General features: G+C 40.5%; 33 protein-coding genes and 1 pseudogene. 19 read left to right on the top strand and 15 right to left on the bottom strand.

Annotated elements, in window-relative coordinates:
* Positions 1-3: 3 nt before the first annotated feature.
* On the top strand, positions 4-594 hold the full coding sequence (locus ACWIUE_RS01540) for a zeta toxin family protein (RefSeq protein WP_454134232.1): 591 nt from the start codon (positions 4-6) through the stop codon (positions 592-594).
* Between the two features lie 51 nt (positions 595-645).
* Here ACWIUE_RS01540 and ACWIUE_RS01535 read toward each other — a convergent pair whose 3' ends face one another.
* Together ACWIUE_RS01535 and ACWIUE_RS01530 are read right to left on the bottom strand one after the other, a co-directional pair.
* A complete protein-coding gene (locus ACWIUE_RS01535; protein WP_454134230.1) occupies positions 646-786 on the bottom strand; it encodes a hypothetical protein in 141 nt (46 codons plus the stop codon).
* A 7-nt stretch (positions 787-793) separates the two neighbouring features.
* Positions 794-1318, bottom strand: a complete 525-nt coding sequence (locus tag ACWIUE_RS01530; RefSeq protein WP_454134228.1) for a hypothetical protein — start codon at positions 1316-1318, stop codon at positions 794-796.
* A gap of 65 nt (positions 1319-1383) precedes the next feature.
* Between ACWIUE_RS01530 and ACWIUE_RS01525 the strand changes: the two genes are divergently transcribed.
* The 9 genes from ACWIUE_RS01525 (at position 1384) to ACWIUE_RS01485 (ending at position 8271) form a co-directional block, all read left to right on the top strand.
* Positions 1384-1887 (top strand): 3-isopropylmalate dehydratase small subunit, encoded by a 504-nt coding sequence (locus ACWIUE_RS01525; RefSeq protein WP_454134226.1) that lies wholly within the window; start codon positions 1384-1386, stop codon positions 1885-1887.
* Between the two features lie 20 nt (positions 1888-1907).
* Positions 1908-3008, top strand: a complete 1101-nt coding sequence (gene leuB, locus ACWIUE_RS01520; RefSeq protein WP_454134224.1) for a 3-isopropylmalate dehydrogenase — start codon at positions 1908-1910, stop codon at positions 3006-3008.
* A complete protein-coding gene (locus ACWIUE_RS01515; protein ID WP_454134222.1) occupies positions 3001-3243 on the top strand; it encodes a hypothetical protein in 243 nt (80 codons plus the stop codon). Before leuB ends, ACWIUE_RS01515 begins: the two co-directional genes overlap by 8 nt.
* A complete protein-coding gene (locus ACWIUE_RS01510) occupies positions 3233-3778 on the top strand; it encodes a CiaD-like domain-containing protein (protein WP_454134220.1) in 546 nt (181 codons plus the stop codon). The genes ACWIUE_RS01515 and ACWIUE_RS01510 overlap by 11 nt, the downstream gene beginning before the upstream one ends.
* Positions 3756-4424 carry a response regulator transcription factor gene (locus ACWIUE_RS01505; RefSeq protein WP_454134219.1) on the top strand — a complete coding sequence of 223 codons (669 nt, stop codon included), beginning with the start codon at positions 3756-3758 and terminating at the stop codon, positions 4422-4424. The genes ACWIUE_RS01510 and ACWIUE_RS01505 overlap by 23 nt, the downstream gene beginning before the upstream one ends.
* A 75-nt stretch (positions 4425-4499) precedes the next feature.
* The gene (locus ACWIUE_RS01500) at positions 4500-5750 is read left to right on the top strand and encodes an ArsS family sensor histidine kinase (RefSeq protein WP_454134217.1); all 1251 of its coding nucleotides are present in this window, start codon (positions 4500-4502) and stop codon (positions 5748-5750) included.
* A gap of 19 nt (positions 5751-5769) precedes the next feature.
* On the top strand, positions 5770-6744 hold the full coding sequence (gene hemB / locus ACWIUE_RS01495) for a porphobilinogen synthase (RefSeq protein ID WP_454134215.1): 975 nt from the start codon (positions 5770-5772) through the stop codon (positions 6742-6744).
* Positions 6745-6790: 46 nt separating this feature from the next.
* Complete coding sequence (locus ACWIUE_RS01490; protein WP_454134213.1) at positions 6791-7960, top strand: pyridoxal phosphate-dependent aminotransferase; 1170 nt, start codon at positions 6791-6793, stop codon at positions 7958-7960.
* A 35-nt stretch (positions 7961-7995) separates the two neighbouring features.
* The gene (locus ACWIUE_RS01485; RefSeq protein ID WP_454134211.1) at positions 7996-8271 is read left to right on the top strand and encodes a hypothetical protein; all 276 of its coding nucleotides are present in this window, start codon (positions 7996-7998) and stop codon (positions 8269-8271) included.
* Positions 8272-8278: 7 nt separating this feature from the next.
* Here the strand turns inward: ACWIUE_RS01485 and ACWIUE_RS01480 are convergent, their stop codons facing one another.
* The 4 genes from ACWIUE_RS01480 to ACWIUE_RS01465 form a co-directional block, all read right to left on the bottom strand.
* Complete coding sequence (locus ACWIUE_RS01480; RefSeq protein ID WP_454134209.1) at positions 8279-8482, bottom strand: hypothetical protein; 204 nt, start codon at positions 8480-8482, stop codon at positions 8279-8281.
* 37 nt (positions 8483-8519) lie between these two features.
* Positions 8520-8876 (bottom strand): hypothetical protein, encoded by a 357-nt coding sequence (locus ACWIUE_RS01475; RefSeq protein ID WP_454134208.1) that lies wholly within the window; start codon positions 8874-8876, stop codon positions 8520-8522.
* On the bottom strand, positions 8821-9789 hold the full coding sequence (locus ACWIUE_RS01470; protein ID WP_454134206.1) for a hypothetical protein: 969 nt from the start codon (positions 9787-9789) through the stop codon (positions 8821-8823). The genes ACWIUE_RS01475 and ACWIUE_RS01470 overlap by 56 nt, the downstream gene beginning before the upstream one ends.
* A gap of 104 nt (positions 9790-9893) precedes the next feature.
* The gene (locus ACWIUE_RS01465; protein WP_454134204.1) at positions 9894-10598 is read right to left on the bottom strand and encodes a hypothetical protein; all 705 of its coding nucleotides are present in this window, start codon (positions 10596-10598) and stop codon (positions 9894-9896) included.
* Between ACWIUE_RS01465 and ACWIUE_RS01460 the strand changes: the two genes are divergently transcribed.
* Genes ACWIUE_RS01460 through ACWIUE_RS01450 form a run of 3 tightly spaced genes read left to right on the top strand, consistent with a single transcriptional unit; the run spans position 10583 to position 12104 of the window.
* A complete protein-coding gene (locus tag ACWIUE_RS01460) occupies positions 10583-10858 on the top strand; it encodes a hypothetical protein (protein ID WP_454134202.1) in 276 nt (91 codons plus the stop codon). The two genes, ACWIUE_RS01465 and ACWIUE_RS01460, sit on opposite strands and share 16 nt — an antisense overlap.
* The gene (locus ACWIUE_RS01455; protein WP_454134201.1) at positions 10803-11717 is read left to right on the top strand and encodes a DnaJ C-terminal domain-containing protein; all 915 of its coding nucleotides are present in this window, start codon (positions 10803-10805) and stop codon (positions 11715-11717) included. Before ACWIUE_RS01460 ends, ACWIUE_RS01455 begins: the two co-directional genes overlap by 56 nt.
* 36 nt (positions 11718-11753) lie before the next feature.
* Positions 11754-12104: a heat shock protein transcriptional repressor HspR gene (locus ACWIUE_RS01450; RefSeq protein WP_454134200.1), complete on the top strand. Its 351-nt coding sequence runs from the start codon at positions 11754-11756 to the stop codon at positions 12102-12104.
* A 151-nt stretch (positions 12105-12255) separates the two neighbouring features.
* Here the strand turns inward: ACWIUE_RS01450 and ACWIUE_RS01445 are convergent, their stop codons facing one another.
* The gene (locus tag ACWIUE_RS01445) at positions 12256-12405 is read right to left on the bottom strand and encodes a hypothetical protein (RefSeq protein ID WP_454134199.1); all 150 of its coding nucleotides are present in this window, start codon (positions 12403-12405) and stop codon (positions 12256-12258) included.
* A 32-nt stretch (positions 12406-12437) separates the two neighbouring features.
* Here ACWIUE_RS01445 and ACWIUE_RS01440 point away from each other — a divergent pair, with 32 nt between their 5' ends.
* The gene (locus tag ACWIUE_RS01440; protein ID WP_454134197.1) at positions 12438-12773 is read left to right on the top strand and encodes a hypothetical protein; all 336 of its coding nucleotides are present in this window, start codon (positions 12438-12440) and stop codon (positions 12771-12773) included.
* A 24-nt stretch (positions 12774-12797) separates the two neighbouring features.
* Here ACWIUE_RS01440 and ACWIUE_RS01435 read toward each other — a convergent pair whose 3' ends face one another.
* The 7 genes and pseudogenes from ACWIUE_RS01435 to ACWIUE_RS01405 form a co-directional block, all read right to left on the bottom strand.
* Entirely contained in the window at positions 12798-12986 is a 189-nt protein-coding gene (locus ACWIUE_RS01435; protein ID WP_454134195.1) for a hypothetical protein, read from the bottom strand.
* 20 nt (positions 12987-13006) lie between these two features.
* A complete protein-coding gene (locus tag ACWIUE_RS01430; RefSeq protein ID WP_454134194.1) occupies positions 13007-13825 on the bottom strand; it encodes a hypothetical protein in 819 nt (272 codons plus the stop codon).
* Positions 13826-13834: 9 nt separating this feature from the next.
* Positions 13835-14170, bottom strand: a complete 336-nt coding sequence (locus ACWIUE_RS01425) for a hypothetical protein (RefSeq protein ID WP_454134193.1) — start codon at positions 14168-14170, stop codon at positions 13835-13837.
* Positions 14148-14285, bottom strand: a complete 138-nt coding sequence (locus ACWIUE_RS01420; protein ID WP_454134191.1) for a hypothetical protein — start codon at positions 14283-14285, stop codon at positions 14148-14150. The genes ACWIUE_RS01425 and ACWIUE_RS01420 overlap by 23 nt, the downstream gene beginning before the upstream one ends.
* Before the next feature lie 506 nt (positions 14286-14791).
* Positions 14792-15514 (bottom strand): annotated as a pseudogene (locus ACWIUE_RS01415) (DUF3944 domain-containing protein); the annotation flags it as partial.
* Positions 15515-15782: 268 nt separating this feature from the next.
* Complete coding sequence (locus ACWIUE_RS01410) at positions 15783-16361, bottom strand: hypothetical protein (RefSeq protein WP_454134189.1); 579 nt, start codon at positions 16359-16361, stop codon at positions 15783-15785.
* 254 nt (positions 16362-16615) lie between these two features.
* On the bottom strand, positions 16616-16780 hold the full coding sequence (locus ACWIUE_RS01405) for a hypothetical protein (RefSeq protein WP_454134187.1): 165 nt from the start codon (positions 16778-16780) through the stop codon (positions 16616-16618).
* On the opposite strand from ACWIUE_RS01405, the gene ACWIUE_RS01400 reads away from it, so the two are divergent.
* Positions 16771-17970 (top strand): replication-associated recombination protein A, encoded by a 1200-nt coding sequence (locus tag ACWIUE_RS01400; protein WP_454134185.1) that lies wholly within the window; start codon positions 16771-16773, stop codon positions 17968-17970. The genes ACWIUE_RS01405 and ACWIUE_RS01400 overlap by 10 nt on opposite strands.
* A gap of 275 nt (positions 17971-18245) precedes the next feature.
* Here the strand turns inward: ACWIUE_RS01400 and ACWIUE_RS01395 are convergent, their stop codons facing one another.
* Positions 18246-19832 carry an inorganic phosphate transporter gene (locus tag ACWIUE_RS01395; protein ID WP_454134184.1) on the bottom strand — a complete coding sequence of 529 codons (1587 nt, stop codon included), beginning with the start codon at positions 19830-19832 and terminating at the stop codon, positions 18246-18248.
* A gap of 169 nt (positions 19833-20001) precedes the next feature.
* Here ACWIUE_RS01395 and ACWIUE_RS01390 point away from each other — a divergent pair, with 169 nt between their 5' ends.
* The 4 genes from ACWIUE_RS01390 to ACWIUE_RS01375 all read left to right on the top strand — a co-directional run bounded on the left by ACWIUE_RS01390 (position 20002) and on the right by ACWIUE_RS01375 (position 24537).
* On the top strand, positions 20002-21597 hold the full coding sequence (locus ACWIUE_RS01390; RefSeq protein WP_454134182.1) for a sensor histidine kinase: 1596 nt from the start codon (positions 20002-20004) through the stop codon (positions 21595-21597).
* Between the two features lie 45 nt (positions 21598-21642).
* Positions 21643-22650 carry a phosphoribosylformylglycinamidine cyclo-ligase gene (purM, locus tag ACWIUE_RS01385; protein WP_454134181.1) on the top strand — a complete coding sequence of 336 codons (1008 nt, stop codon included), beginning with the start codon at positions 21643-21645 and terminating at the stop codon, positions 22648-22650.
* Positions 22644-23411, top strand: a complete 768-nt coding sequence (locus tag ACWIUE_RS01380) for a pyridoxine 5'-phosphate synthase (RefSeq protein WP_454134179.1) — start codon at positions 22644-22646, stop codon at positions 23409-23411. Before purM ends, ACWIUE_RS01380 begins: the two co-directional genes overlap by 7 nt.
* 88 nt (positions 23412-23499) lie before the next feature.
* Positions 23500-24537 (top strand): 4-hydroxythreonine-4-phosphate dehydrogenase PdxA, encoded by a 1038-nt coding sequence (locus ACWIUE_RS01375; RefSeq protein ID WP_454134177.1) that lies wholly within the window; start codon positions 23500-23502, stop codon positions 24535-24537.
* The last annotated feature ends 67 nt before the right edge of the window (positions 24538-24604 follow it).

The raw sequence follows: 24604 nt of genomic DNA, 5'->3' as shown, positions 1-24604 counted from the left end.
ATAATGCCACGAGCCTTTATTTTTGCTGGAATAAACGGCGCAGGGAAAAGCACAATATATTATGATGAACTTTTGCGTGATAAATTCTTTGGGATTCGCATAGATGCTAATGAATTTGTAAGTAGCTTTGGTAGCTGGAAAAATCCGCACGAGCAATTCAAAGCCGCCAAAATCGCCCTTAAACTCCGCCAAAATTGCATTGCAAATCGCAGTGATTTTAATCAAGAAACCACACTTTGCGGGAAAAGCATAGTGAATCTATTTAGCGAATTAAAAGTTGCAAATTATGATATTTCTCTTTATTATATTGGCGTGAATAGCGCAAAAATCGCCAAAGAGCGCGTCCAAATGTGCATTGCCAAAGGCGGACACGGGATAGATTTTGCGATAATTGATAAGAGATTTGATGAATCCTTGCAAAATTTGCTAAAAGTCGTTAGATTTTGTGATGAAATTTTGCTTTTTGATAATAGTGGGCTGACAAAAAAACTAATTTTTAAAAAGAAAAATAACTGCATTGTAGATAAAATTTTGCCACAAAATGCGTGGATTTATGAGAATCGCCCTACCCTACAAGGAATTTTGGGAAAATAATTTTAAGAAAATCGATTTTGGGGAAAGCAATTTTTAGGTGCATAAAATTGTTTATGTAAAAATGCGCCACAAAAAAAGATTTATTTCGCAGAATCTTACGCAAATTTCGCAGAATCTTACACAAAATTCGCAGAATCTACTTTGCCCTAAACTACTTCGCAGAATTCGCAGAATCTCCCCTTTTGCACCCAAAAAGAGATTACTTCGCAGAATCTGCCTTTTTTGGTGTGATTTTTTCCTCTGCGATGGAGGTTTTCAAATTTGCATTTATGATAATTAGCGCAATGACGAAAAACGCCACCATCGCCAAAAACGCAATAGTCGCATTTAGCGAGCTCGCAAGCTCCATCATAAAAAACGCCACGCTACCAAGCGTCATAATCAGCAAAATCACAAGTATCATCGTTTGATATTTTGAAATCTCGCTTTTTAGCAAAACTCGCTTATCAATATTTTGCGATAGATGCGCGATATTCTCGCTCTTTGCGATTGTTGTGATGCTTTTTTCGATTTTATTTACTCGCTCCAAAATCTCATCTAATGACGCATTTGGCGCAGAATCTCCCGCAGAATTCGCAGAATCTTGCGCTTGTTTTAGCGAATCCACCATTTCTTTCACGCTTTCAAAGTCCTTTTTGCCCTTCTCTATCGTCTCTTCTAACTTTGAAATATCCTCCATTAGCTCAAACATCGTGTCCGCTAAATTTTCTAACTTATTTTCCATTTTGCACCTTTTAAAAATTATTAAAAAATGCTAGAATTATAACCAAATTTTTTTAAAGGCAAAAAATGAACGCAGAATCTACCATAACAGGCAAAGTGTGGCGTTTTGGCAAAAATATCGACACGGATTTAATCATCGCAGCGCGTTATCTAAATACCACCGATGAGCGCGAACTTGCAAAACATTTGATGGAGGACGCAAGGGCGGATTTTGCGCGAATCGTTGCAAAAGGCGATATTATCGTGGCTGATGAAAATTTTGGCTGTGGCAGTAGCAGGGAGCACGCGCCTATTGCGATTAAGGCAGCAGGTGTAAATGTCGTAATCGCGCCATATTTTGCGCGAATCTTTTATCGAAATGCCTTTAACACGGGGCTTTTGGCATTAGAATGCAGCGAGGTTGCAAACATAAAAGAGGGCGATATTTTGGAGATTCGCCTAAAAAATAGCGAAATTTTCAATCAGAGCAGGGGCGAATCTTGCGCATTTAACGCCATTCCGCCATTTATGTTGGAGCTTTTAAGCGCGGGTGGGCTTATGCAATACGCACAAAGCAAAATGCAAAATTAGCAATTTATGAAGGATTACAAATGAAAACTTATAATATCGCGCTTTTAAAAGGCGATGGGATAGGCGTTGAGGTGGTTGATGAGGCGTTAAAAGTGCTAGATTCATTGCCTAAAAATTTCGCATTAAATTATAGCGAATATTTCATCGGTGGCGCAGGATATGACGCACACGGCGACCCACTGCCACAATCTACGCTAGATGGTTGCAAAAAAAGCGATGCGATTTTGTTTGGCGCAATCGGCGGGGCAAAATGGGACACGCTAGAAAAGCATTTGCGCCCTGAATCAGGGCTTTTGCGCCTTCGAAAAAAATTGGGCGTTTATGCAAATGTGCGCCCCATAAAAATTTATGACGCGCTAATAGACGCTTCACCGCTTAAAAAAGAGCGAATCCAAAATAGCGATTTTGTAATCGTTAGAGAGCTAATTAGCGGGATTTATTTTGGCGAACCACGCGCTAAAAGCGAAAACGAAGCATTTAACACAATGCGCTACAATCGAATCGAAATTGAGCGAATCGCAAGATTTGCCTTTGATTTGGCAAAAAAACGCAATCGGCAAAAAAAGGTTACCTGCGTTGATAAAGCAAATGTGTTGGAGACAAGTGTCCTTTGGCGTGAGGTTGTAAGCGAAGTGGTGAGGGATTATAGCGATATTGAGTTAGAATTTTTGTATGTGGATAATGCGAGTATGCAAATCATTTTGCGCCCGAGTGCCTTTGATGTGATATTGAGCGAAAATCTCTTTGGCGATATTTTGAGCGATGAAGCAAGCGTGATTGGTGGCTCTATCGGGCTTTTGCCAAGTGCGAGTATTGGCGAATTTCCATTAAACGAATTTGGCGAAAATGGCGCAGTTAAAAAAATAGGGCTTTTTGAGCCCATTCACGGCAGTGCGCCAGATATTGCAGGGCAAAATATCGCAAATCCGTTAGCGACAATTATTTCAAGCGCGATGATGTTAGAGTTTTTAGGCGAGATAGATTCGGCGCAAAAAATCTTAAAAGCGGTAGATTCTGCGCTAAATAGCGGACTTCGCACAAAAGATTTAAATCCAAATGATTTTATCTTGTGCTCTGCGATGGGCGATTTGGTGGCAAAAAAGGTTAGAGAAAATGGATAAACATTTAATGGCAAGTGTCTATGAAATGCGCGGAGATAAGGAAAAAGCAAGGATAATCTATCGCAATATTTTGCAAAAAAATCCAAGCGATAAATCCGCAGAATCTGCCCTCCGCAGAATCTCACAGCGCAGAATCTCCGCTAAAAATATCAACGAAAATATGCTAACTTATTTCAAAAAATCAAACACAAAAGATGAACTTTACGAATTAGAGAGGTGGCTGCTTGGAAACTAAAGAGGCGATTTTAGCGACAATTAGCGAGTTTGGCAGAGATTTGGCAAATGCAGAATCTAATGAGAAAATCGCAGAATCTAGCGCAAAATTCGCAGAATCTAATAAAGATTCTGCGAATGTGGGAGATTTTGCGAACAAAGATTCTGCGAAAGATTCTGCGTTTTTGCGAGATTCTGCGAAAAATGCAAATTTTGCAAGAGATTTCACAACAGATTCTGTGAAAAATTTCACAAAAGATTCTGCGAACAAAAATCCCACAAAAGATTCTATCAAAAGCAACAAATTCGCAGAATCTAACATTTTCATCGACATAAAAGAGGAAGCACAATCACCCCAAAACGCAGAATCTGCGCTATTATTGCAGTTGCGAGAAAAGTCGCTTGTGCTTTTTGAGGGACTGCGAAATGTGGGCGATGATGAGTCGGCGAAAATGAAGGTTGAAATGGTGATTGCGTATTTGGAATATCAACTTTATGTTATTGAAGAGCGATTAAAAGAAATGGAGGTTTGCGATGATAAAAATTTTGATGATTGAGGATAACTGCGAGTTAGCGGAGATTTTAAGCGAATTTTTGACAAAGCATAATATTAGCGTGGAGAACTACACCGACCCGATTTTGGGTATTAAGGCACTTAGTAACGGGAAGTATGATTTGATGTTATTAGATTTGACTTTGCCAAATATGGATGGTTTGGATGTTTGCAAGCAAGTGGCAAGCACCAAAAATATCCCAATCATCATTTCCTCCGCGCGAAGCGATATTGATGATAAAATTACGGCACTTGAATATGGCGCGGATGATTATTTGCCAAAACCATATAATCCAAAGGAACTTTTGGCGCGGATTTATAGTGTGCTGCGGCGATATAGCATAATCCCTACAAATGACGCCACAAGCAATGATTTCGCGCTAAATAAAGATGAAAAGGCGATATATTTCAAAGGCGAGCGGTTGAAACTCACGCGAGCGGAGTTTGAGATGATGGCGATGTTTTTAAATAAACCAAATGTGATTTTTTCGCGCGAAGATATTGTGAATTCCTGCAAATCGCTTAAAAAAGCGGAGGATTCAAAAAGCATTGATGTGATTGTGGGGCGATTGCGAAGTAAATTAGGCGATAAAAAAGAGCAAAAATATATTATTTCGGTTAGAGGAATGGGATATAAATTTAGTTTATAACGCAGAATCTAGATTCTGCGAAATGCGCTATAAACGCAGAATCTTTGTTAGATTCTGCGAATTTAAAGGAAAGATTTGCGATTAAAAAATTCGATTATTACCAAAGTAACGCTTCTATTTATTTTTAGCGTGATTTGCTTTGTGTGCTTTGCGATTTATTTTATCGATATGGAAAAGTCCCGCTACGAGCAAAGCATAAAAGAGCGGTATGGGACGATAATTGACGGCATTGATACGCTAATTATAAACGGAGCGGATTTAAAAACAATAGATGATTTTCTAAAAGGGGCGAATTTTTTTGAGGAATATAATAGCGAAATTTTACGGCAGGGGCATAGCAAATATTTCCTTGTGCGCGGGATAAATAGCACGATTGCCGCGACTTTAAAGGAAATTGGCGGGCATTTTTATATCGCACTTTATGATACGCTTGATGGCAAAACGCAACTTTATAGCGACTACAAAGACAATCCAAACTACGCAAATTACTATGTAATCGCGCTTATTGCGTTTATTACGCTTGTGTTTTTTTATTTTATCGTGTTAGATTCGCTTCTGCCACTTTTTGCACTGCAAAAGGAAGTGCGGAAATTCTCGCAAGGTGCGATGGAGATTAAGGTTATCTCAAATAAAGATGATGAGATTGGGATATTAAGCAAGGAATTTAGCAACGCAGTAGGCACAATTAGCGAGATGACAAAGGCAAGGACGCTATTTCTGCGCTCCATAATGCACGAGTTAAAAACGCCCATAACAAAGGGATTTTTGGTGGTTGATGGGTTAGATTCTGCGGATGAGAAAAATAAAAGGCGATTGGAGGGCATTTTCAAGCGATTAAGCGAGATTATCGATAGTTTTGCCGCGATTGAAAAAATAAATACGAATAATTACAAAGTAAATAAGAGCGAATTTGCCATCACGGATTTAATGCAGGAAGTCAATAAAATGCTGATTATCGAATATGAACGCCCTAGAAAAGTCATTTTAGAAAATCGCAATGCCGTGATTTTGGGCGACTTTGAGCTGATGAGTTTGAGCCTCAAAAATCTTGTAGATAATGCTTTCAAATACTCCACCGATAAAAAGGTGCGAATCTTTGTAAAAAACAATGATTTGGTAGTCCAAAACAAAGGCGCACCTTTTAAAAATGACATAAATGAATATTTTAAGCCATTTTACGATGATGGCGCGAATAATTCTGCGCGTGGCTTGGGGCTAGGAATGTATATCATCAAAAATACGACTTTTGCGCAAGGCTATGAGTTCGCACATAAATACGAGCAAAATTACCATTATTTTTACATAAAAAATTGTATAATTTCATAATTTTTTTCAAAGGTAAGCAATGAGATTAAGACGACTGCGACAAAACGCCAAAATTCGCACCCTTTTACAAGAAAATCGCCTAAATATCAAAGACTTCATCTACCCACTTTTTGTAATCGAATCAGAGGGCAAAAGTGTGAAAAATGCGATTGCTTCGCTTGAAAATATCTATCAATTAAGCATTGATAATATTTTGGTAGAATGCGAAGAGTCCCTAAATCGTGGCATTTCGCACATTATGCTTTTTGGAATCCCAGATATTAAGGATAGTGTCGGTTCTAGTGCGCTCCACGAAAACGCGATTGTGGCAAAAACTACGCGCGAAATAAAGGCGCGATTTGGTGATGAAATAATCATAAGCGCGGATTTGTGCTTTTGTGAATACACAGAGCACGGGCATTGCGGGATTTTAGATAGCAATGGCATTGTGAATAATGACAAAACGCTAGAAATTTTGGCAAAACAAGCGGTGATTTTAGCCCAAAGTGGCGTAGATATTATCGCGCCAAGTGCAATGATGGATAATCAAGTGAGTGCGATTCGCAATGCGCTAGATTCGGCGAATCTAAGCGATAAAATCATTATGAGCTATTCTACGAAATTTGCAAGTAAATTTTATGGACCATTTCGCGATGTGGCAAACTCTACGCCCACTTTTGGCGATAGAAAAACCTATCAGCAAAATCCCGCAAACAGACGCGAGGCTATCGCAGAATCTTTGGCAGATGAAGCGCAGGGCGCGGATATTTTGATGGTAAAACCTGCAATGGCGTATTTAGACATTGTGCGCGATATAAAAGAACGCACACTTTTGCCACTTGCCGTGTATAATGTCAGTGGCGAATACGCAATGCTTAAAAACGCCGCAAAAGCGGGGCTAATCGAATATGATGAAATGCTACTTGAAATTATGCACGGATTTAAACGCGCGGGAGCGGATATAATCATCAGCTACCACGCAAAAGAAGTGGCGGATATTTTGGCGCGAATCTAATATTTTAGGCGCAAATCAAGGCAAATTTTAAACGAAAGGACAAAAAATGAAATATTCAAACAGAGTGAAACGACTAAACGAATCGCTAACCATTGCGATAAGCTCACTAGCACGGGATTTAAAAGCGCAGGGCAAGGATATTTTGAGCTTTTCAGCGGGAGAGCCAGACTTTGACACGCCAAAGGGCATAAAAGATGAGGCGATTCGCTCCATAAATAGCGGATTTACCAAATATACGCAGGTTTCAGGTATCAACGAACTCAAAAGCGCGATTTGCGAGAAATTGGAGCGCGAAAATGCCCTGCATTATGAGCCAAGCGAAATCATCGTAGGCAATGGTGCAAAAGGCGCACTTTTCAACGCCTACGCCGCGCTTGTGGATAAGGGCGATGAAGTGATAATCCCTGCGCCATATTGGGTTACTTACCCCGAGCTAACGACATATTTTGGGGGCAAAAATGTCATCATTGAGACAAGCGAAGAAAATGACTTTAAAATCACGCCCAAACAGCTTGAATCCGCCATCACAAAAAAGACAAAGATTTTGGTGCTAACTTCGCCATCAAATCCCACAGGTATGATTTATAGCAAGGACGAATTAGAGGCGATTCATAGCGTTATCAAAAGCACGGATATTGTAATAATCAGCGATGAAATCTATGAAAAATTAGTCTATGACAATCTCAAATACACTTCGATAGGCGCGATAAATGATGATTTGTTGCAACGCACAATCACCATAAATGGTTTAAGCAAAAGTTTTGCAATGACAGGATGGCGCGTGGGATATGCCGCCTCCAAAGATAAAGAATTGATTCGCTTAATGAATAATTTGCAATCCCAAAGCACCGCAAATATCAACTCAATCGCACAAAGAGCCTCAATCCCCGCACTAAAAGGCGAATGCGAAATGGACGCAGAAAACTTTATCCAAGCATTTGAGGGACGGCGAAATTTGGCGCACAAAATGATAAATGACATCAAATCGCTTGAAGTGCGACTGCCACAGGGCGCATTTTACCTTTTCATAAACATCAAGGCAATAAAGCGCGATTCGATGGAATTTTGCAAGGATTTGTTAGAAAAACAAGGCGTTGCATTGGTGCCGGGCGTGGCGTTTGGTATGGAGGGATTCGTGCGATTTTCTTTTGCGTGTGGCGAAGAGCAAATCATCGAAGGCATAAAGCGAATCGAAAAATATGTGCTGGGGCTGTAAGCTGTTTTTTGGGGCGATTTGTTCTTGGAGGCAATTTGGCAATTTGTTCTTGGGTATGCAATTCACACGGCGTTGCTCCCATTGCTTCGTCAATAGACACACAAAGTCTTATTTCCTCGCAACGGAAGCCACGCCGTGCAAAGCCATACCGCAATTACTTCGATTGTTGTAATATTCGTCATTGTGAGAATTTACGAACCGCAGAATCTACTATCATTTCGTCATTGCGAGATTTTGCGATAGCAGAATCTGCATTACTCTCCGTCATTGCGAGAAGTCGCACTTTGGGCGACTTCGTGGCAATCCATTAGGGAGACTCTATGGTTTAGACGAATCGCTTACTTGCGATGAATCTGCATTGATTTGCTTTTGAACTATCGATTCGTGATTTTTATTAGATTTTGCGATTTTAAAGCGAATCGCAGAATCTGCGCCATTTTTTGGATTAGATTCGCTTATTTTTTTCGCAAAAGGGCTACACCCCCCTCCCCGCTCCCCCCGACTATTAAATTGTGTCCCCAAAAGCTGCCGCTTTTCGCTTTTAGGGGGAGAGCCTCGCTTAATCCGCTTCTAGCAAAAAATCGGCACTCGCACTACTGCTCGTTTGCTCCCGATTTTTTGCACCACGAAGCGGGCGAGATTTGGGTGCTTCGCACGAATTTAATTTTGATTTGGATGGTTGCTTCGCTTCGCTCGCAAAACAAGGCGAAGCCGAAGTTTCTTTATTCAATTCTGCGAATTGCTTCGTTGCACTCGCTTCGCTTCGTGCGCCTCGCAATGACGAAAAAATTGCACTAGATTCTGCGTTTTTCGCAGAATCTCGCAGAATCCAAAACATTTCGCAGAATCTCGCAGAATCTCTACCGCACCTTAAAAATATAAATTTGACTTGGCGTCTTAAATGGATTTCCCACATTGCTTAATGCGTGTTTCACGCCCATTTTGCCAAGCATCCACGCGCCCAAACTCATCAAATTATATGACGGAATGTAACCAAAATTCCCACTTTTGAAAATCAGCTCATTTTCACGCTCCAAACCTACCAAATATTCACGCGAAATCGCCTTATCACTCATAAAACTCACAATCAGCAAATCCCCACTTTGTGGCACACTCACAATATCATCGCGGAAAAAGCTAAATTTTGCATTTGGATTTGGCGTGAAATTTTTGCCATTTGGCTCATTTGACCTGATATCAAAATCACTCGCTTTATAAATGCGTGGCAAAATATCGAAAACCACCCCATACTGCCAAAAATAATAGCACCTATCCCTCCCGCGACAAAATCCATCAAAATAAAGCGTTGTGCCTTTATTTTCGCTAATATAATCCGCCAAAAACTCCATTGCCTGCGATAGATTTCGCATTTGCACTTTATTTAAACTAAAATAATGCAATCCTTGCGGAATGGTATTTGTCAGCAAAATCCCCGCCACAAGCACGCTCACCGCCCAAAAAATTATGCTTTTATAGATTCTGCTCCCATAATCGCGTAAAAAAATTAGCCCGTATATACAAATCACAAAATTCGCAGGCATAAAGTAGTGAAAACTCCCCATCCCAAGCACCAAAAACGCCATAAAATATAAAAGCGCAATAATTAGCAAACTATCGCTAAAAGGTTTAAATACGCGCCCTTCCTTGCGCCAAAAGTAGATTCTACAAAGTAGCAAAAGAGGCGCGCAAATGCTAATAAATGGCGCACTCAAAATCGCCACGACAAAAGTCCTCGTGGGAGAAAAGACATTTTCCAACTGCGTGTAATTATTTTGCGCATTTTTTGTGAAATAAAAATACGCCACCAAAAACGCCACCGCGCTAATCATTAGCGCAAAATCAAAAATGATGATTTGCCTTGAAGGTCGCTTGTGGTGGGAAAAATACTGATTTAAAAAAGAAAAAAGTAGATGAAAAAATCCAAATCCGCTAATTAAAATAAATGAAACTTCTTTGAGATAAATAAGCGCGTTTGCAAAGATGAGCGCAAGTAACGCATATATATATATATATATATATTAAAAGTTTTAGATTCTGCGACTTTCGCCCTAAACGCAGAATCTATTGTGTTTTTCGCAGAATCTATTGTGTTTTTCGCAGAATCTGCAAATTTCCCCTCCCTTGCGGAGGGGGCTAGGGGGTGGGTTAAATCCATAACAGATTCTGCGAATTTCGCGCAATTTTCATAAAATAATCGCCCACATAGCAAAAATATCATTAGAAACATTATTTGCGTCATTTCCGGGAATGTGATTTGCGTGATGATTTTTGTATATCCCACACTTAAAGTTAGCGCCACAAAACTAATAAAAATCAAACTTTTCGCCACCGCAAATCTCCGTAACAGCGCATAATAGCAAAGCGCAGTGATGGCAAACACAAGCGCATTGCCACTCATAAAGGCATAGGGACTTGTCGAAATTAGCGCGACAACATTCAAGTTCCACCCTGCAAGCGGGAAAAATCTCTTATAATCAAAATCCACGCCGTGCCACACTGCCCTACCCTCCAATAAATCCGCATAAAAGTTAATATCATCGCCACTCATAAGCGGTGGCGCACTTTTATAAACTATGCAAAACGCATAAAATGCCACAAAAAAGGCAAAAAAATAATCCCATTTTGATTTTATCTGCATCGCAAAATCCTTTCCCAAATAAAATAAAAGGCAAAATTGTAGCAAAAAAGTGGTTTTTTGAAGCGAGATTCTGCGATTTTGTCATTGCAAGATTCTGCGTTTCGCAAAATCGTGGCAATCTAAATCTCATAAAACTTTATAATACCAAACTAAACTTTTATGCTATAATCTCACTCACATTTTATAAAAATATGGAGTTTTATTTTGGAAAAAAGTTTATACACAACGCTAGGCGTGGCACAAAACGCTTCACAAGATGAGATTAAAAAAGCCTATCGCAAACTCGCACGCCAATATCACCCCGACATCAACAAAGCAAAGGACGCGGAGGAAAAATTCAAAGAGATTAACGCGGCTTATGAGATTTTGAGCGATGAGAAAAAACGCGCACAATACGATAGATTTGGCGATTCAATGTTTGGCGGACAGAATTTTAGCGACTTTGCTAGAAGTAATCAAAACATAAATTTAGATGATATTTTAAGTCAAATTTTTGGCGGAGGATTCGGTCAAAATAGCGGATTTAGCGCAAACAGCGGATTTGGCGGATTTAGTTCGGGCGGGTTTAGTTCGGGTGGATTTAGCGGTGGCTTTTCAAGTGGCGGATTTGACTTTGGCGAATCTTTTGGCGAATCGCTTGACATTCAAAAAGACATTACTATCCCCTTTGAATCTGCCTTGCGTGGCGGAGTGTATCGCTATGATGATTTTGATATAAAAATCCCTGCGGGGATTAAAAATGGCGAAAAACTGCGCGTAAAAGGCAAGGGTAAAAGGACACGAAATGGCGCGGGGGATTTGTTTTTGCGTGTGAATATCGCGCCAAGTAGCGAATATGAAATCAAAGATGACGCGCTAATGAAAAGCATAAAGATTCCGCTAAAAACCGCGCTCTTTGGGGGCAAAATCAAAGTGCAAACGCCTTATAAAGAATTAAGCCTTACAATCCCGCAAAATACGAAAAACAACCAAAAATTTCGCGTCAAAGAGCAAGGGCTAAAAAATCGCAAAAGTGGCACAATCGGCGATTTGTATCTCATCGCAAATATTGAAAATCCGCCGATTGAGAGCATTGATTCATCACTGCTTGAAGCGATGCGCGAAAAACTGCCAGATTAAAGATTGTGGCGAAAATCTCACAAAAAGGGGGCGAAAATGTATAGCTACGAAGAACCTGTATTTTTGATAAGCGTGGTGGCAAAGATTTTGTCGATTCACCCGCAGACTTTGCGTCAATACGAAAAAGAGGGGCTAATTGAGCCAAGTCGCACGGATGGCAAAATGCGCCTTTACTCGCAAAAAGACATTGACAAAATTAAGGTGATTTTGCGTCTCACACGCGATTTGGGCGTGAATCTCGCGGGTGTGGATATAATCCTGCGCCTAAAAGACAAGCTAGATGAGTTGGACATCACAATCGAAAATCTGCAACAACAGCGCACGGATAATTCTAGCAATGTGAGCGTGAAGCGCAATTCGTATGAAGTGATAATATTTGAGAAGTGAAAGAGAAATTCGTCTTTACTAAAGAAACTACGCTTCGCTTGTTTTGGGTGAATCTTTCGCGGATTTAGCAAAAAGGCAAAAAAATCAAAATTTTCGCGCTAGATTCTACGATTCGCACTTCAAATTGTCATTTTGAGCGAAGCGAAAAATCTTAAAAAAAATCCGTCATTGCGAGACTTGCAAATGCAAGTCGTGGCAATCTATTAGATTCTGCGAATCGCAGAATCTCGTGTGTTTTTTTGTCATTGCGAGGTGAATCGCAGAATCTAACGAAAAACGCAGAATCTACCCTAAAATTCATTAGATTCTGCGATTTATTGTCATTCTGAGCGAGTGAAACGAGCGAAGAATCTAAAAAAAAATTTCGTCATTGCGAGAAAATCCGTAGGATTTTCGTGGCAATCCAAGATTCTGCGATTCGCAGAATCTCAAATTCTCCCCCTCCCTTGCGGAGGGGGATTAAGGGGGTGGGTAAAATCTCAAAAACTCCGTCAATGTGAAAATTTGACTTGTCAAATTCGAAGCAATTCACAGAAAAAAATAAAAATAGATTGCCACAATTTGCCTTTGGCAAATCTCGCAATGACAAATCAGTCGCAGATTCTGCGAATTAAGCGCAAAACGCAGAATCTCGCAATGACGATTCGCGCAAGATTCTGCAAATTTTAGGCAGATTCTGCGAATCGCCACAAATCACTTTTTGCCCTTGCCAAACCACTCTTTAAAAATCTCTTTTAGATTCGTGGATTTTGTGCCTTGTGCTTTGCTTTTGCCAAACTCTTTGTTTTTGCAAGAGTCGCAAATTGGCAATCCCACAATGCAGTCGCCTATCATCTTTACCTTGCCACATTTATGGCATTTCTTTGGTGTTGCCCACGCCATTTTTGTCCTTTTCTGCCAAACTACCTTTTATTCTCAAAAGTCATTCTATAAAATAACTTTGTGCGATATTTGCGCTCGGTGTTTAGCTCCGATTTTAAATCTAACTTAAATTTCGCATCAAAAATTCTGCATATTTTAGCATTTGCACTTAATTTGTGGCAGGTTTTGACATACTGCGAAATGCGCTTGCTTTTATCAATCGTTTTTTCCAAATCTAACACTTCTTCGCCTTTTATATATCTCTGTATTCTGTCTTTGAAGTGTGGGTCAAATACATCTATATCAATTTCTTGCTCTTTGATATATGCCTCAAATTCTTGTGGAGATTTTTTTCTATTTGCTTCAAATTTGGCTTTGGTGGTGTTGGAATATTTAGATTCATCGCTATTGCCACTTGTATTACTTTGCGCATATCCTACGCCGCCACCGCCTTTGTTTGCGATATTTACATTCACACTAGCGTCAAAACCACTACTTTGCTTACTAGATTCAAATTGTTCCTCCAAATAGTTAAACTCCCACAAGCTAGCACCCATACAAGCTGCCATATCCTCCATCATTAAATTTAAATGCTCAAAATAGCTCTCCGCGAAATCTAACATAGGGTAGTAGCATTTATCAGTTTTGTATAAATCGCTTCTAACGGCTATGCCTTGATAATCGCCAATAGGCTTGCGTGTATCGCTAAATAACTCTATATTTTGCCTATCATCAAGGCAGATTACCTTAAAATCCTCTTTTTCTAATTCCGCCTTAAAGTCCGCATATTCAGGGTCTAACCTCATCGCATTTTGCGTCTTATCATCTATAATCAAAACTTTTTCTTGTTCTTTTGCCATTTTTACTCCTTATTTTTTGATTAGCAAATAGGCGACAAATGCTATCAACGCTACGCCACCTATTATAGCAACAAGTTTATTTTTGTTTGTGCCGACTTGTTTGTTAGATTCAAGTCTCGCTTCAAATTCACTTTTTAGCTCCAAAAAGCGATTGTATTCAAGTCCCATCACTTCAAGCGTCTTTTGTATGATTTCGTCTGAAGTGTCCTTGTCCCACACGATTAGCGCGATTCGCCTCCGCCCTATATCATCATTTTCAGGGTGATACAAAGCGCAAAAAAGTTTGCCGTTTTCAAGTTCGCAATAATATTCCGCGCTTACATTAACTTTTTGACAATCTTTCAAAATCGCATTTACACACTTTTTTTTGCGCTTCACCTGTGATTAGTTTGCCATCTTGTGCGGTGATATGCTCACCACGATTTTCCTTATATTTGCCTTGTATAGTTGCACTTATCATCGCTAATCCTTACCTATGATAAATTTATAAAGATTTTCTTGCATTTGCGAATCGTTATAGGTGGTTAAATCTAAAATTTGAGTTTCACCGCCAATCTCACTAGCAAGTGCCTGAATTTCAGCTTCACTTATGCTGTTTTTAAGGCATATATCTTTGTGTGTGCCGATGATTTTGAGATTCCAATCATTTTTGCTACACATATCTTTATGTGCTTTCAAGTCCATTTGCACTTGCTTTTTAATCTTTTCATTTGTGAAATAATCGCTAGCATTAAAAACATAGACATATCTTGCACCTTGTTTCAACTCTCTACGCGCTTCAATATTTTCATTATCATTGTCCCTAGCACCAGCGGTATTGATAATACGCAACATTCGCCCACAAGCATCAAACTTATTTATGTTTAAGTTTGGCGTAGAGTCCCAAATGCCAAATTTACCATCTTTAAGTATGTGGTATATCGTATCTTTGCCAACACCCATTTCGCCTGTCAAAAATATATCAACGGCATTATTAAGCTTTTGTCGTAAAAATGCTACCTGTATTACGGCAGGTATAGTTATCCTATATGCAGGTCCAGCCATATCCCACGCAGTCCAAAGTGCCGTTACCGCCCAGCCTATTGGTCCAGCAAATACGCCTATTGCCCTTGTAAGTCCCGCATTTGTTGCCAAAGCTAGTCCTCTGCCAAGCACTGCTTTTGCCACAGCATTAGCCACTATTAGCGCAAGCTGATAAGAAGCAAAGCCACCAGCCTTTATTGCCGTTTGCATAGCTATAAATACCGCTTGTTTGCCAAAACCTTTTGCACTATCAAATCCTGCTTCTTTGGCAAAGGTTTTTATCTCTTCTTCGCTCATTTTATCCATAGAATCCTTCAAAATCTTTGAAAATAATTCGCCTTCAATTCGCTCTACCGATGATTCTTTGTTGTAATTGACTTTCATTTTGTCGCACACATCACAAAGCACCTCTTTATAAAGCACACCTTTACCCCACCTTACTACATAAGTAACAAAAGTATTGCCACCAAAGCGTTGTAATTCCTCCATAATCTCATCAATATATTTGCTATGATTTGGATAATGTCTTTTGTATCCGTCTTGTTGGCTTAGATTTTCAGTCGCATTTGTCCTGTCCTTACCTGTGAGTGTTTCCACTAGCACTTCTAAATCCTTATCTGTCATAGAGCGCAAAAACTCTAAATCACTATCATATCTATATGCCATTTTTTACTCCTTTTTTATGTAATTTTTATTCTAAAATTTTCGCTAATGCCGTGTTGCTCTTGCAAAGCATTGCAACACTTCGCATTTAGCTTATAAAACTCCGCCTTTGATAAAACATACCGCATTTTGTGCATTCAAAACTCAAAGATTTATCCAAATTATTTTGCATTTCTTAAATTCGCACCTCCATAGTTTTCAAATTTAGTTTAGAGTCATCGCGGACTATTTTTTGCCTAATTTACGCATTTTTATTAAGCATTTTTGTCTGCTATGGGGCGGAAATGCCCTCCAAATTTCTAGCGACACATCTTTTATTAAATGCGATTTGCTTTGATAGATTTATCATCTTTATTGATTCTGCCAATGATGATAGTTGAAAATTCAGCTTCGCTCTGCCCCACTGCTCTTTTGCACTGCCCGTATTTTGCGCTAATGGCTCTGCTATCTCATAGCACTTTTTGCAAAGATTATCCGCCTCTGCCACAGCTTTTTCTATTTCAAACTCCAAGTTTTCATCATCACGCGCCTCTATTGCCCTATCTAGCGATGCGTTCAGCTCATCTTGCTTTTGCATCCACCTATCAAACGCCTCAAAATAGTCCCTTAAAAGTGGCAACGCAGAATCTGCGCCATTTAAAATCTCATATAGTTTTAAGTGAAGTTGCCCCACGCTCAAATCTTTTGGCAGAGAATGAAGCGCATTTGCTTCATCGATATATCCATTTTGCGCCATCCACTGCGCTAATTCGCCACTTTTAAAACACTCCAAAATCTCCATAAATTCATAATACTTTCGCAAATCATCGATATTTGCCACAATTTCATCGCCTAACTTTAACTCCGCCATTTTTTTGTCCCTTAAATGTTAAAATATTAGTTTAAAGTCATCGCGGACTATGAAGTTTTTGAAGCATTTGCATTCGCAGAATCTGGCGGTGGTAAAACAAGAAAATTCGCAGAATCTAGCGCAGAATCTAACAATGATTTGAAAGTGGATTTTTTGAATGTGTGAGTTTTGATTAAATAAGAAAACGGATAAAAAATTAGTTAGAGAGTTTAGAGAGTAAAATCCCCCCCCCCCGATACATTTCAAAAATATTTTTACGCATAAATGCCCTTTTTTAGAAAATTTGCGGATTTTATATAAATAAAACTTAAAAATTGCCAGATTCTGCGATTCAAACACAAATTCGCAGAATCTAAAAAGCGCATTTTTGCTACAATCACATTTTTTAATTCTAAAAGGACAATCCAAAATGTTTGCACTTCAAAAGCCAAAAAATTTAAGCGAATTTATCGGGCAAAAGCACCTACTTGGCGAAAATGCACCGATTGCTAAGATGATTGAATCAAAAGATTTAATCCACCTTTTTTTCTTTGGACCGCCGGGCTGTGGCAAAACTAGCCTTGCGCGAATCATCAGCAATGAAATCGGGGGCGAATTTTTAGAGTTCAACGCCACTTCGCTAAAAATCGATGACTTGCGAAAATGCGTGGTGGGTGCAAAAGATTCACTAAATAAACCGCTAATTTTTATCGATGAGATTCATCGGCTAAACAAAGCACAGCAGGAAGTTTTGCTACCTTTTATGGAGAATTTTAGTGCGATTTTTATCGGTGCTTCTACGCAAAATCCCTATTTCGCGCTGACTTCGGCTATCCGTTCGCGCTCTTTAATCTTTGAATTTCACGCTTTGAGCCACGATGAGCTAAATGAAATCCTTGATTCGCGCCTAAAAGCGCACGATTTGACGCTAGAAAATGATGCGCGGGATTACTTGCTAGATTCGTGCAATGGCGATGCAAGGGCTATGCTAAATCTTTTGCATATCGCAATGCAGGGTGAAAAATCGCCCAGCCTTAAATCGCTTCGGGCGATTAAGCCAAATAGCGAGGGCGTGGGCGAATCAACTACGCATTATGAGCTAATTAGCGCGATGATAAAGAGCATTCGCGGGAGCGATGAAAATGCCAGCATTTACTATTTGGCTAGGCTTATAAATGCGGGTGAGAGCGTGGAGTTTATCGCACGGAGGCTTGTGATACTCGCAAGTGAGGACATAGGCAATGCAAATCCAAACGCGCTAAATCTTGCAAATAGCACAATGCAGAGCGTTGCAAAAATAGGTCAGCCTGAATCGCGCATAATTTTGGCGCAATGTGTGCTTTATTTATCCGCTTCGCCAAAGTCAAACACCGCGTATAAGGCGATTGATAGCGCGTTAGAGTTTGTAAAAGCGCACCCCACGCTAGAAATCCCAGAGCATATCAAACCATTTAGCAAAAATTACCGCTATCCGCACGATAGGCACAATTCTACAAGTGGCGCATTTGGCGGATTTGTAGAGCAAGAGTATTTGCCAAAAAATGTCAATGCAAAATTCGTAGAATTTAGCGACATAGGCTTTGAAAAAACGCTAAAAGAGTGGTTGGCGAAAATTAAGGGCAAAAATTAAAAATTTGCGTGAATCAAGGGGCAAATTTTAAAGCGACTTGCGCGAATTAAGGGGCGATAGATTTTGTAAAAATACGGCAGATTCTGCGATTTTAGAGTAGATTCTGCGTTTTTTTTATTTGATTCGCAGAATCTCTCGTGCGAAAAATCCCGCTAGATTCTGCGATTTCGCAAAATCTAGTGCGAAAAAGTCAAAATTTCGCAGAATCTAGTGTGAAAAAAGTCAAAAATTCGCAGAATCTACCCCAAGATTCTGCGATATATAAAACGCAATATCTAAAACTTATCCGCAAACTGCACGATGATAAAATACGCCACTGCGCTTACAATCGCGCTCACAGGCACGGTGATGAGCCACGAAGCGATGATTTTTTTAATCGCACTGCGCTTTACTAGCTCATCTTTTACGCTTTTTTTCAGCGCCTTTTTGTCCTTTTTATTAAATGGCGAATTTTTTGTCTTCAAATCCTTTAAAATCTGCGTTTTTCGCTCGATACTCGCCCCCTTAAACTCATCTAAAAATCTCTGCACCACAAGCGCGTCTTTGCCCCTGTGCGCTTGGATTATCTCATTCTCCATCTTTTTATAATTGCCTTTTAGGTATTCGCGTAAAAATCCTATGCCAAAAATCGCGCCAATAGCGATGTGCGTGGAGCTTACAGGCAGTCCTAGCGCGCTTGCCACAAGCACCGTGATTGAAGCGGAGAGCGCAATGCAAAATGCGCGGATTTTATCTAGCTCTGTGATTTCGCTCCCCACCGTGCGAATGAGACGCGGTCCATAAAGTGCTAGTCCTATTGAAATCCCAAGTCCGCCTAAAATCATTATCCAAAGTGGCGTGGCAGATTTTGCGCTAATCGCAGAATCTACCGCACTGCTAATTGCTTCATTTATCGCGGCAAGCGGTCCGATGGCATTTGATACATCGCTTGCTCCGTGTGCGAAGCTAAGCAACGCCGCAGCAAAGATTAGCGGTATAGTGAAAAAGTCGCCGATTGCGTCCTTTGTAATAGTCGTCTTTGTGCTACCTAGTGAATCTGCTTTTTTTATAATTAGCGGTTTTGTAATCGCAAAAATGATGATTGATAAACCTAGCGAAATGCCAAGCTGTGCGAATATATGCAACTGAATCACGCGTGATAATCCCTTTTGCATTAGATACAAAATAAAGGCAAATGAGATGATGAAAATCAAAATCGGCACGACTTTTTTTGCGGCGGTGACTTTATCTTGCTTGTAAGTTATGGTGCGCTTGATGGCAATCAAAAATAACGCCGCCACCACGCCACCAATCACAGGTGAAATCACCCAACTTGCGGCAATGCCTAGCATAACGCCCCAATGCACCACGCCAAATCCCCCCGCAGCGATTGATGAGCCGATAATCCCGCCTACGATTGAATGCGTGGTGGAGACGGGCGCACCTACGAAAGTAGCGATATTTAGCCACAGCGCAGAAGCGATTAAGGCGGAGAGCATTACGGCGATGAAAATATTTTTGTCGCTAAATGCGCTCTGTGCGACAATCCCACCTCGAATCGTATCTGTAACATCGCCCCCCGCGATAATTGCGCCACTTGCCTCAAAAATCACAGCGATGATTATGGCAGTTAGCATTGTCATAGTCTTTGAACCAACGGCGGGACCGACATTGTTTGCGACATCGTTTGCCCCGATATTCATCGCCATATACATACCGATAACCACGCTAACAATTAGCAAAATGTGATTACTCGCCTCGCTAAAAAGCACCGCAAACAATGACGCAAAAAACATAAAGATTAGCACAATGCCGATTTTGCGGACATCTTTCACGCCAAACTGCGTGGCATTTTCGATTTGCTTAAAATTTTTTATATCCATATTCCTACCCCTTTTAGAAATGCAAAGATTTTAGCACATTCAAACGCAGAATCTGCTTAATTTTTCGCAGAATCTGCCAAAATTTTTTCGCAGAATCTAGCAATTTTAAAGTCAAAATTATAATTTTTCCGCTAAAATACGCAGAATTTTTTTAAAAAGATAGGCGAATATGAAACGATTGACATTAGATAAATCCGCTCCGTTATTTTTCGCGCTGAATGTAGTTTTTAGCGTGTATTTATTTAGCGTGGATATTTTTAGTGCGCTGCTTTTGTTTATTTTTAGCGTTGTGGCATTTTATATTTATAAGCGTGAAAATAAGCATAAAATCCTAAATCTATCAGGTTTTAAAATCCGCGCAGATGTGTTTGAAAAACTGCTATCGCTAATTCCATTTTCCGTGCGTATCACGGATATAAATGGCGTGGATTTGGTTAGTAATGGGCGGATGAACTCAAAATTAGGCGATATTATCAAAGAGTTTAATTTTGAAAACTCAAAAATCATCAAAGCAAAAATTGACAATCAAATTCAGACTTTTTACACATTTAAGGGAAATATCAGCACCAAAGGCGAAGTTGTAGGGCATTTGATAGTTGAACTAGCAATCGATGATATTTTGGCATTTTTAAGCAGTGAGATGATGAAAAATGTCGGCACAAGCGAAAATATCCTAACGGCATTTGATAATATCAATGACGCACTTGCGCTATATGAGATTAAAAATGACGAAATTGGCGCGCTTTATGTGGCAAGTCCTAGTTTTTATAATCTAATCTCGCCAAAAGGGGCAGATTCTGCGTTTTTGGATTTATTTAATAATAGCGAGAAAAAGCGGGTGGATATTATCTTTGATGGGATTGGCAAAGAACCCATTTTATTTGAAACGCTAATGGGCGATGAAGCACTGCCTGTGGAGATTTACGCAAATATTTTTACGCTAAATAATAAAACTCTGCTAAATTTAAGCATTCGCAATATTTCAATCCGCAAAGAGCACATAAGAAAGCGCGATAGAGAGCGCATTATAAAGATTAAGGAAAATGAGCGAATGCAAAAAATCCAAATGCTTTATTTGACGCTAAATAAAATAAACGAGATTCTGCGCCTAATTAAAAGCAATATCGATGAGTTTGCAAACCATCACAACGAACTGCGAGGCGAACTCATCAAAATCGCCGATTTGCATAACGCAATCATTGACTCCATAAATCAAAGCATACATTTTTATAGTCAAACAGACATTAAAACAATGGTAAATATCGCTGAACTCATCGCCACCACAAAAAAGACAATTTTCCCGCAATCGCTAATCAACAATAACCACATAAATTTCACGCAAAAAACAGCAACTCACAGCATTTACTGCGATAAAAACGCGCTAAAAGCGGTGCTTGTCACGATATTTAGCAACGCGTTAGAGCATATAAGCATCGTTAAGGGAAGCAATTTTTACGGGCAGATAAATGTGCAATTAGAGGATTTGAACGATTACAGCGTGCTTTTGAGTATCGAGGATAATGGCGGTGGCATCGAGGAAGAATATCTCAAACGAAGTTTCGATATGTTTTACACAACTCGCGCCGGCAGGGCAGGACTTGGACTTAGTGCGTGTAAGATTTTTGTCGAAGATTTGCTTTATGGCGAGATTATGGCGATGAATACGGAGGATGGATTTAGGATTGAAATCACTCTCCCAAAAGACGGCATAAAAAATGAAGTTGGGGGGGGGGATTTTGTAACCTTTGGTGCAGAATCTAAGTAGATTCTGCGCTCAATCTCATATAAAATTTCAAAAAAAGGCAAAAATATGGCAAAAAATATCAGCTACAAGGACTCTGGCGTAAATATCGATGAGGGCAACGCGCTTGTAGGCGGGATAAAGGCACTCGCAAAAAGCACCTTTGATAAGCGCGTGGTGGGCGGAATCGGCTCATTTGCGGGAGCTTACGCGCTAGATAGCGATTTGCTAAAAAATATCAAAAATCCCGTGATTTTAGGCGCGACAGATGGCGTAGGCACAAAGCTAAAAATCGCCATAGACGCGGGGCGATTCGATACAATCGGCATTGATTTAGTGGCAATGTGTGTGAATGATTTGATTTGCAACTTCGCCACACCGCTGTTTTTTTTGGACTACTACGCCACAGGGCATTTGGATAAAGACGCCGCGCTTTGCGTGATAGGTGGCATAACAGAGGGTTGCAAGGAAGCAAAATGTGCGCTTATCGGCGGAGAGAGCGCGGAAATGCCTAGTATGTATAAAAAAGGCGACTTTGATTTGGCGGGATTTGCAGTAGGAATCGCCGATAGAAGCGACATAGAAACGCCCCGCGCTTTGCAAAAAGGCGATATTTTAATCGCGCTCCCTTCAAGTGGCATTCACTCAAATGGCTACTCGCTCGTGCGTGAAGTGCTTTTCAACGCCTTAAAGATGAAGTTTGATGATGAAGTGGGAGGCGAAAAACTTGTGGATATTTTGCTAAAACCTACAAAAATTTATGTGAGCGATTTTTTGCGCGTGAGTGGCAAAATAAAGGCTTTGGCGCATATCACAGGGGGCGGAATCGTGGAAAATCTGCCACGCATTTTTGGCAAAAATATCGGCGCAAAGGTAGAAAAAAGCGCGATTCGCACGCACGAAATCTTTAAAATCATCGCACAGCGCGTAGATTCACGCGAAATGTATCGCACATTTAATATGGGCGTGGGAATGATTTTAGTCGCAGACAAGGACAATGCGGACTTTGTGATAAGCAAAACAGACGGCTACATAATCGGCGAAATAGTGCAAGGAAGCGGGGTAGAGCTATGGTAAGATTAGGCGTAAATATCGACCACATTGCGACTTTGCGTGAGGCGCGGAAAATAAATGAGCCAGACCCATTAGAGGCGATTTTTGCGGTAAAAAATGCGGGGGCGCACCAAATAACAATCCACCTGCGCGAGGATAGACGGCATATAAGCGACTTTGATGTGCGCCGTATCATCGAATCTGCGCCCTTGCCCGTGAATGTCGAATCAAGCACAAATAGCGCGATTATCGACTTTTTGATAGCGCAAAAGCCACACAGCGTTACGCTTGTGCCTGAAAATCGCGCGGAAATCACCACAGAGGGCGGATTGAAGCTAGGCGAAAATCTACGCCCTACGATTGCAAAACTGCGCGAATCTAACATAAAAGTTTCGCTTTTTATCGATGCAAAAATTGCTGACACAGAGTTCGCAAAGTCGCTTGGGGCGGACGCTATCGAGCTTCACACGGGCAAATTTGCAAATCTATATTTGGCAAAAAACACAAATCTAAATCGCACTCCAAATCGAATCGAAATGGATTCGCAGAATCTAGCGCAAAATTTAAGCGATTCATTAAAAGAATTGCGTGATTCGGCAAAAAAAGCAAAGCAATTAGGGCTTGAAGTTTTCGCAGGGCACGGGCTAAACTACCAAAATGTGCGTGAGATTGTGGCGATAGATGAAATCACAGAGCTAAATATCGGGCATTCGATTGTCGCAAGAGCGGTATTTGTGGGGTTTGAGCGAGCTATTAAAGAAATGTTAGATTTGATTCGCACCTAAAATTTGTGCGAATTGTGAGTGATTTTGGCGATTATACGAATCTAAAAGCGAGAATCTATCGCAATTTACGACATTTAAAGGGGAAAATTTGAAAAAAGTTGCCATAAGCATAGGCGATATAAACGGCGTGGGCGCGGAAATCGCGCTAAAAGCGCATAGTGAGATTAGCAAAATCATAAAGCCTGTGTATTTTGTGGATTTGAGCGTGATTGAATGTGCGTCAAAGTTGCTAAAATACGACATTCCACGCGATTTTGAAGTGCGCGAAATCGCCCCTTTTTGCTCTAACAATTTGCGCGAATCGATTGCCAAAAACACGCTGATTTGCCCATCCACCGCCACCAAAGAGAGTGGCGAATATAGTTTTGTGAGCTTTACGCAAGGCGTGAGCGCGGTAGAGAGTGGCGAGATGGACGCCATTTTAACGCTACCGATTAACAAATTTGCGTGGAAATGCGCTGGGATTGATTTTGTCGGGCATACGGAGTTTTTACGCGCTCATTTTGGGGCAAAAAGTGCAGATTCGCGGAGTGATTTGGCTAAAAATTCGCAAACTTTGCGCAAAAACTCACAAGATTCGCACAGCGATTCGCAATATTCGCGCCAAAATGGCATTATGATGCTAGGGTGTGATGAAATGTTTGTCGCGCTTTTTACCGACCATATCCCGCTAAATGCGGTGGCTTCGCATATCGAATTTAATGCGGTGCGGGATTTTTTGCTTTCATTTCACGCGCATTTTAGCTTTGAATCCGCGCTTGTTTTGGGGCTAAATCCACACGCGGGGGATGGCGGAGTTTTGGGGAGCGAAGATGAGATTATCCAAAATGCGCTTGCTTCGGCAAATAAGGCGATTGGCGCAAAAGTTTATAAAGGCGTAGTTGCGCCTGATTCGGCGTTTCGCGCCCAAAATCGCGCGAAATTCAAAGTCTTTGTCGCAATGTATCACGACCAAGGATTAAGCGTCCTAAAAGCCCTATACGCAGAAAAAAGTATCAATGTAACGCTAGGAATCCCAATCCTGCGCGTCTCTGTCGAGCACGGCACAGGCTTTGACATAGCATACAAGGGGATTGCAGGGATAGACAGCTATAAAGAAGCGGTAAGATTTATTGCAAAGCATTGAAATATGTTGCGCTTCGCACAAGGTATTTTATCCCACTAGCAAATTCGCAGAATCTTTGCTATAATCG

This window comes from Helicobacter sp. 23-1045 (assembly GCF_053654655.1).
The sequence above is the reverse complement of the archived record's forward strand: the minus strand, read 5'-3'. Positions and strand labels throughout refer to the sequence as shown.

What these genes read in the sequence shown, in the direction of transcription:
- ACWIUE_RS01540 (WP_454134232.1), top strand. Translation starts at nt 4, where the DNA reads ATGCCACGAGCCTTTATTTTTGCTGGAATAAACGGCGCAGGGAAAAGC.
- ACWIUE_RS01530 (WP_454134228.1), bottom strand. Translation starts at nt 1,318, where the DNA reads ATGGAAAATAAGTTAGAAAATTTAGCGGACACGATGTTTGAGCTAATG.
- ACWIUE_RS01525 (WP_454134226.1), top strand. Translation starts at nt 1,384, where the DNA reads ATGAACGCAGAATCTACCATAACAGGCAAAGTGTGGCGTTTTGGCAAA.
- leuB (WP_454134224.1), top strand. Translation starts at nt 1,908, where the DNA reads ATGAAAACTTATAATATCGCGCTTTTAAAAGGCGATGGGATAGGCGTT.
- ACWIUE_RS01515 (WP_454134222.1), top strand. Translation starts at nt 3,001, where the DNA reads ATGGATAAACATTTAATGGCAAGTGTCTATGAAATGCGCGGAGATAAG.
- ACWIUE_RS01505 (WP_454134219.1), top strand. Translation starts at nt 3,756, where the DNA reads ATGATAAAAATTTTGATGATTGAGGATAACTGCGAGTTAGCGGAGATT.
- hemB (WP_454134215.1), top strand. Translation starts at nt 5,770, where the DNA reads ATGAGATTAAGACGACTGCGACAAAACGCCAAAATTCGCACCCTTTTA.
- ACWIUE_RS01490 (WP_454134213.1), top strand. Translation starts at nt 6,791, where the DNA reads ATGAAATATTCAAACAGAGTGAAACGACTAAACGAATCGCTAACCATT.
- ACWIUE_RS01475 (WP_454134208.1), bottom strand. Translation starts at nt 8,876, where the DNA reads ATGTGGGAAATCCATTTAAGACGCCAAGTCAAATTTATATTTTTAAGG.
- ACWIUE_RS01470 (WP_454134206.1), bottom strand. Translation starts at nt 9,789, where the DNA reads ATGATTAGCGCGGTGGCGTTTTTGGTGGCGTATTTTTATTTCACAAAA.
- ACWIUE_RS01465 (WP_454134204.1), bottom strand. Translation starts at nt 10,598, where the DNA reads ATGCAGATAAAATCAAAATGGGATTATTTTTTTGCCTTTTTTGTGGCA.
- ACWIUE_RS01450 (WP_454134200.1), top strand. Translation starts at nt 11,754, where the DNA reads ATGTATAGCTACGAAGAACCTGTATTTTTGATAAGCGTGGTGGCAAAG.
- ACWIUE_RS01445 (WP_454134199.1), bottom strand. Translation starts at nt 12,405, where the DNA reads ATGAATTTTAGGGTAGATTCTGCGTTTTTCGTTAGATTCTGCGATTCA.
- ACWIUE_RS01435 (WP_454134195.1), bottom strand. Translation starts at nt 12,986, where the DNA reads ATGGCGTGGGCAACACCAAAGAAATGCCATAAATGTGGCAAGGTAAAG.
- ACWIUE_RS01430 (WP_454134194.1), bottom strand. Translation starts at nt 13,825, where the DNA reads ATGGCAAAAGAACAAGAAAAAGTTTTGATTATAGATGATAAGACGCAA.
- ACWIUE_RS01420 (WP_454134191.1), bottom strand. Translation starts at nt 14,285, where the DNA reads ATGATAAGTGCAACTATACAAGGCAAATATAAGGAAAATCGTGGTGAG.
- ACWIUE_RS01410 (WP_454134189.1), bottom strand. Translation starts at nt 16,361, where the DNA reads ATGGCGGAGTTAAAGTTAGGCGATGAAATTGTGGCAAATATCGATGAT.
- ACWIUE_RS01400 (WP_454134185.1), top strand. Translation starts at nt 16,771, where the DNA reads ATGTTTGCACTTCAAAAGCCAAAAAATTTAAGCGAATTTATCGGGCAA.
- ACWIUE_RS01395 (WP_454134184.1), bottom strand. Translation starts at nt 19,832, where the DNA reads ATGGATATAAAAAATTTTAAGCAAATCGAAAATGCCACGCAGTTTGGC.
- ACWIUE_RS01390 (WP_454134182.1), top strand. Translation starts at nt 20,002, where the DNA reads ATGAAACGATTGACATTAGATAAATCCGCTCCGTTATTTTTCGCGCTG.
- purM (WP_454134181.1), top strand. Translation starts at nt 21,643, where the DNA reads ATGGCAAAAAATATCAGCTACAAGGACTCTGGCGTAAATATCGATGAG.
- ACWIUE_RS01380 (WP_454134179.1), top strand. Translation starts at nt 22,644, where the DNA reads ATGGTAAGATTAGGCGTAAATATCGACCACATTGCGACTTTGCGTGAG.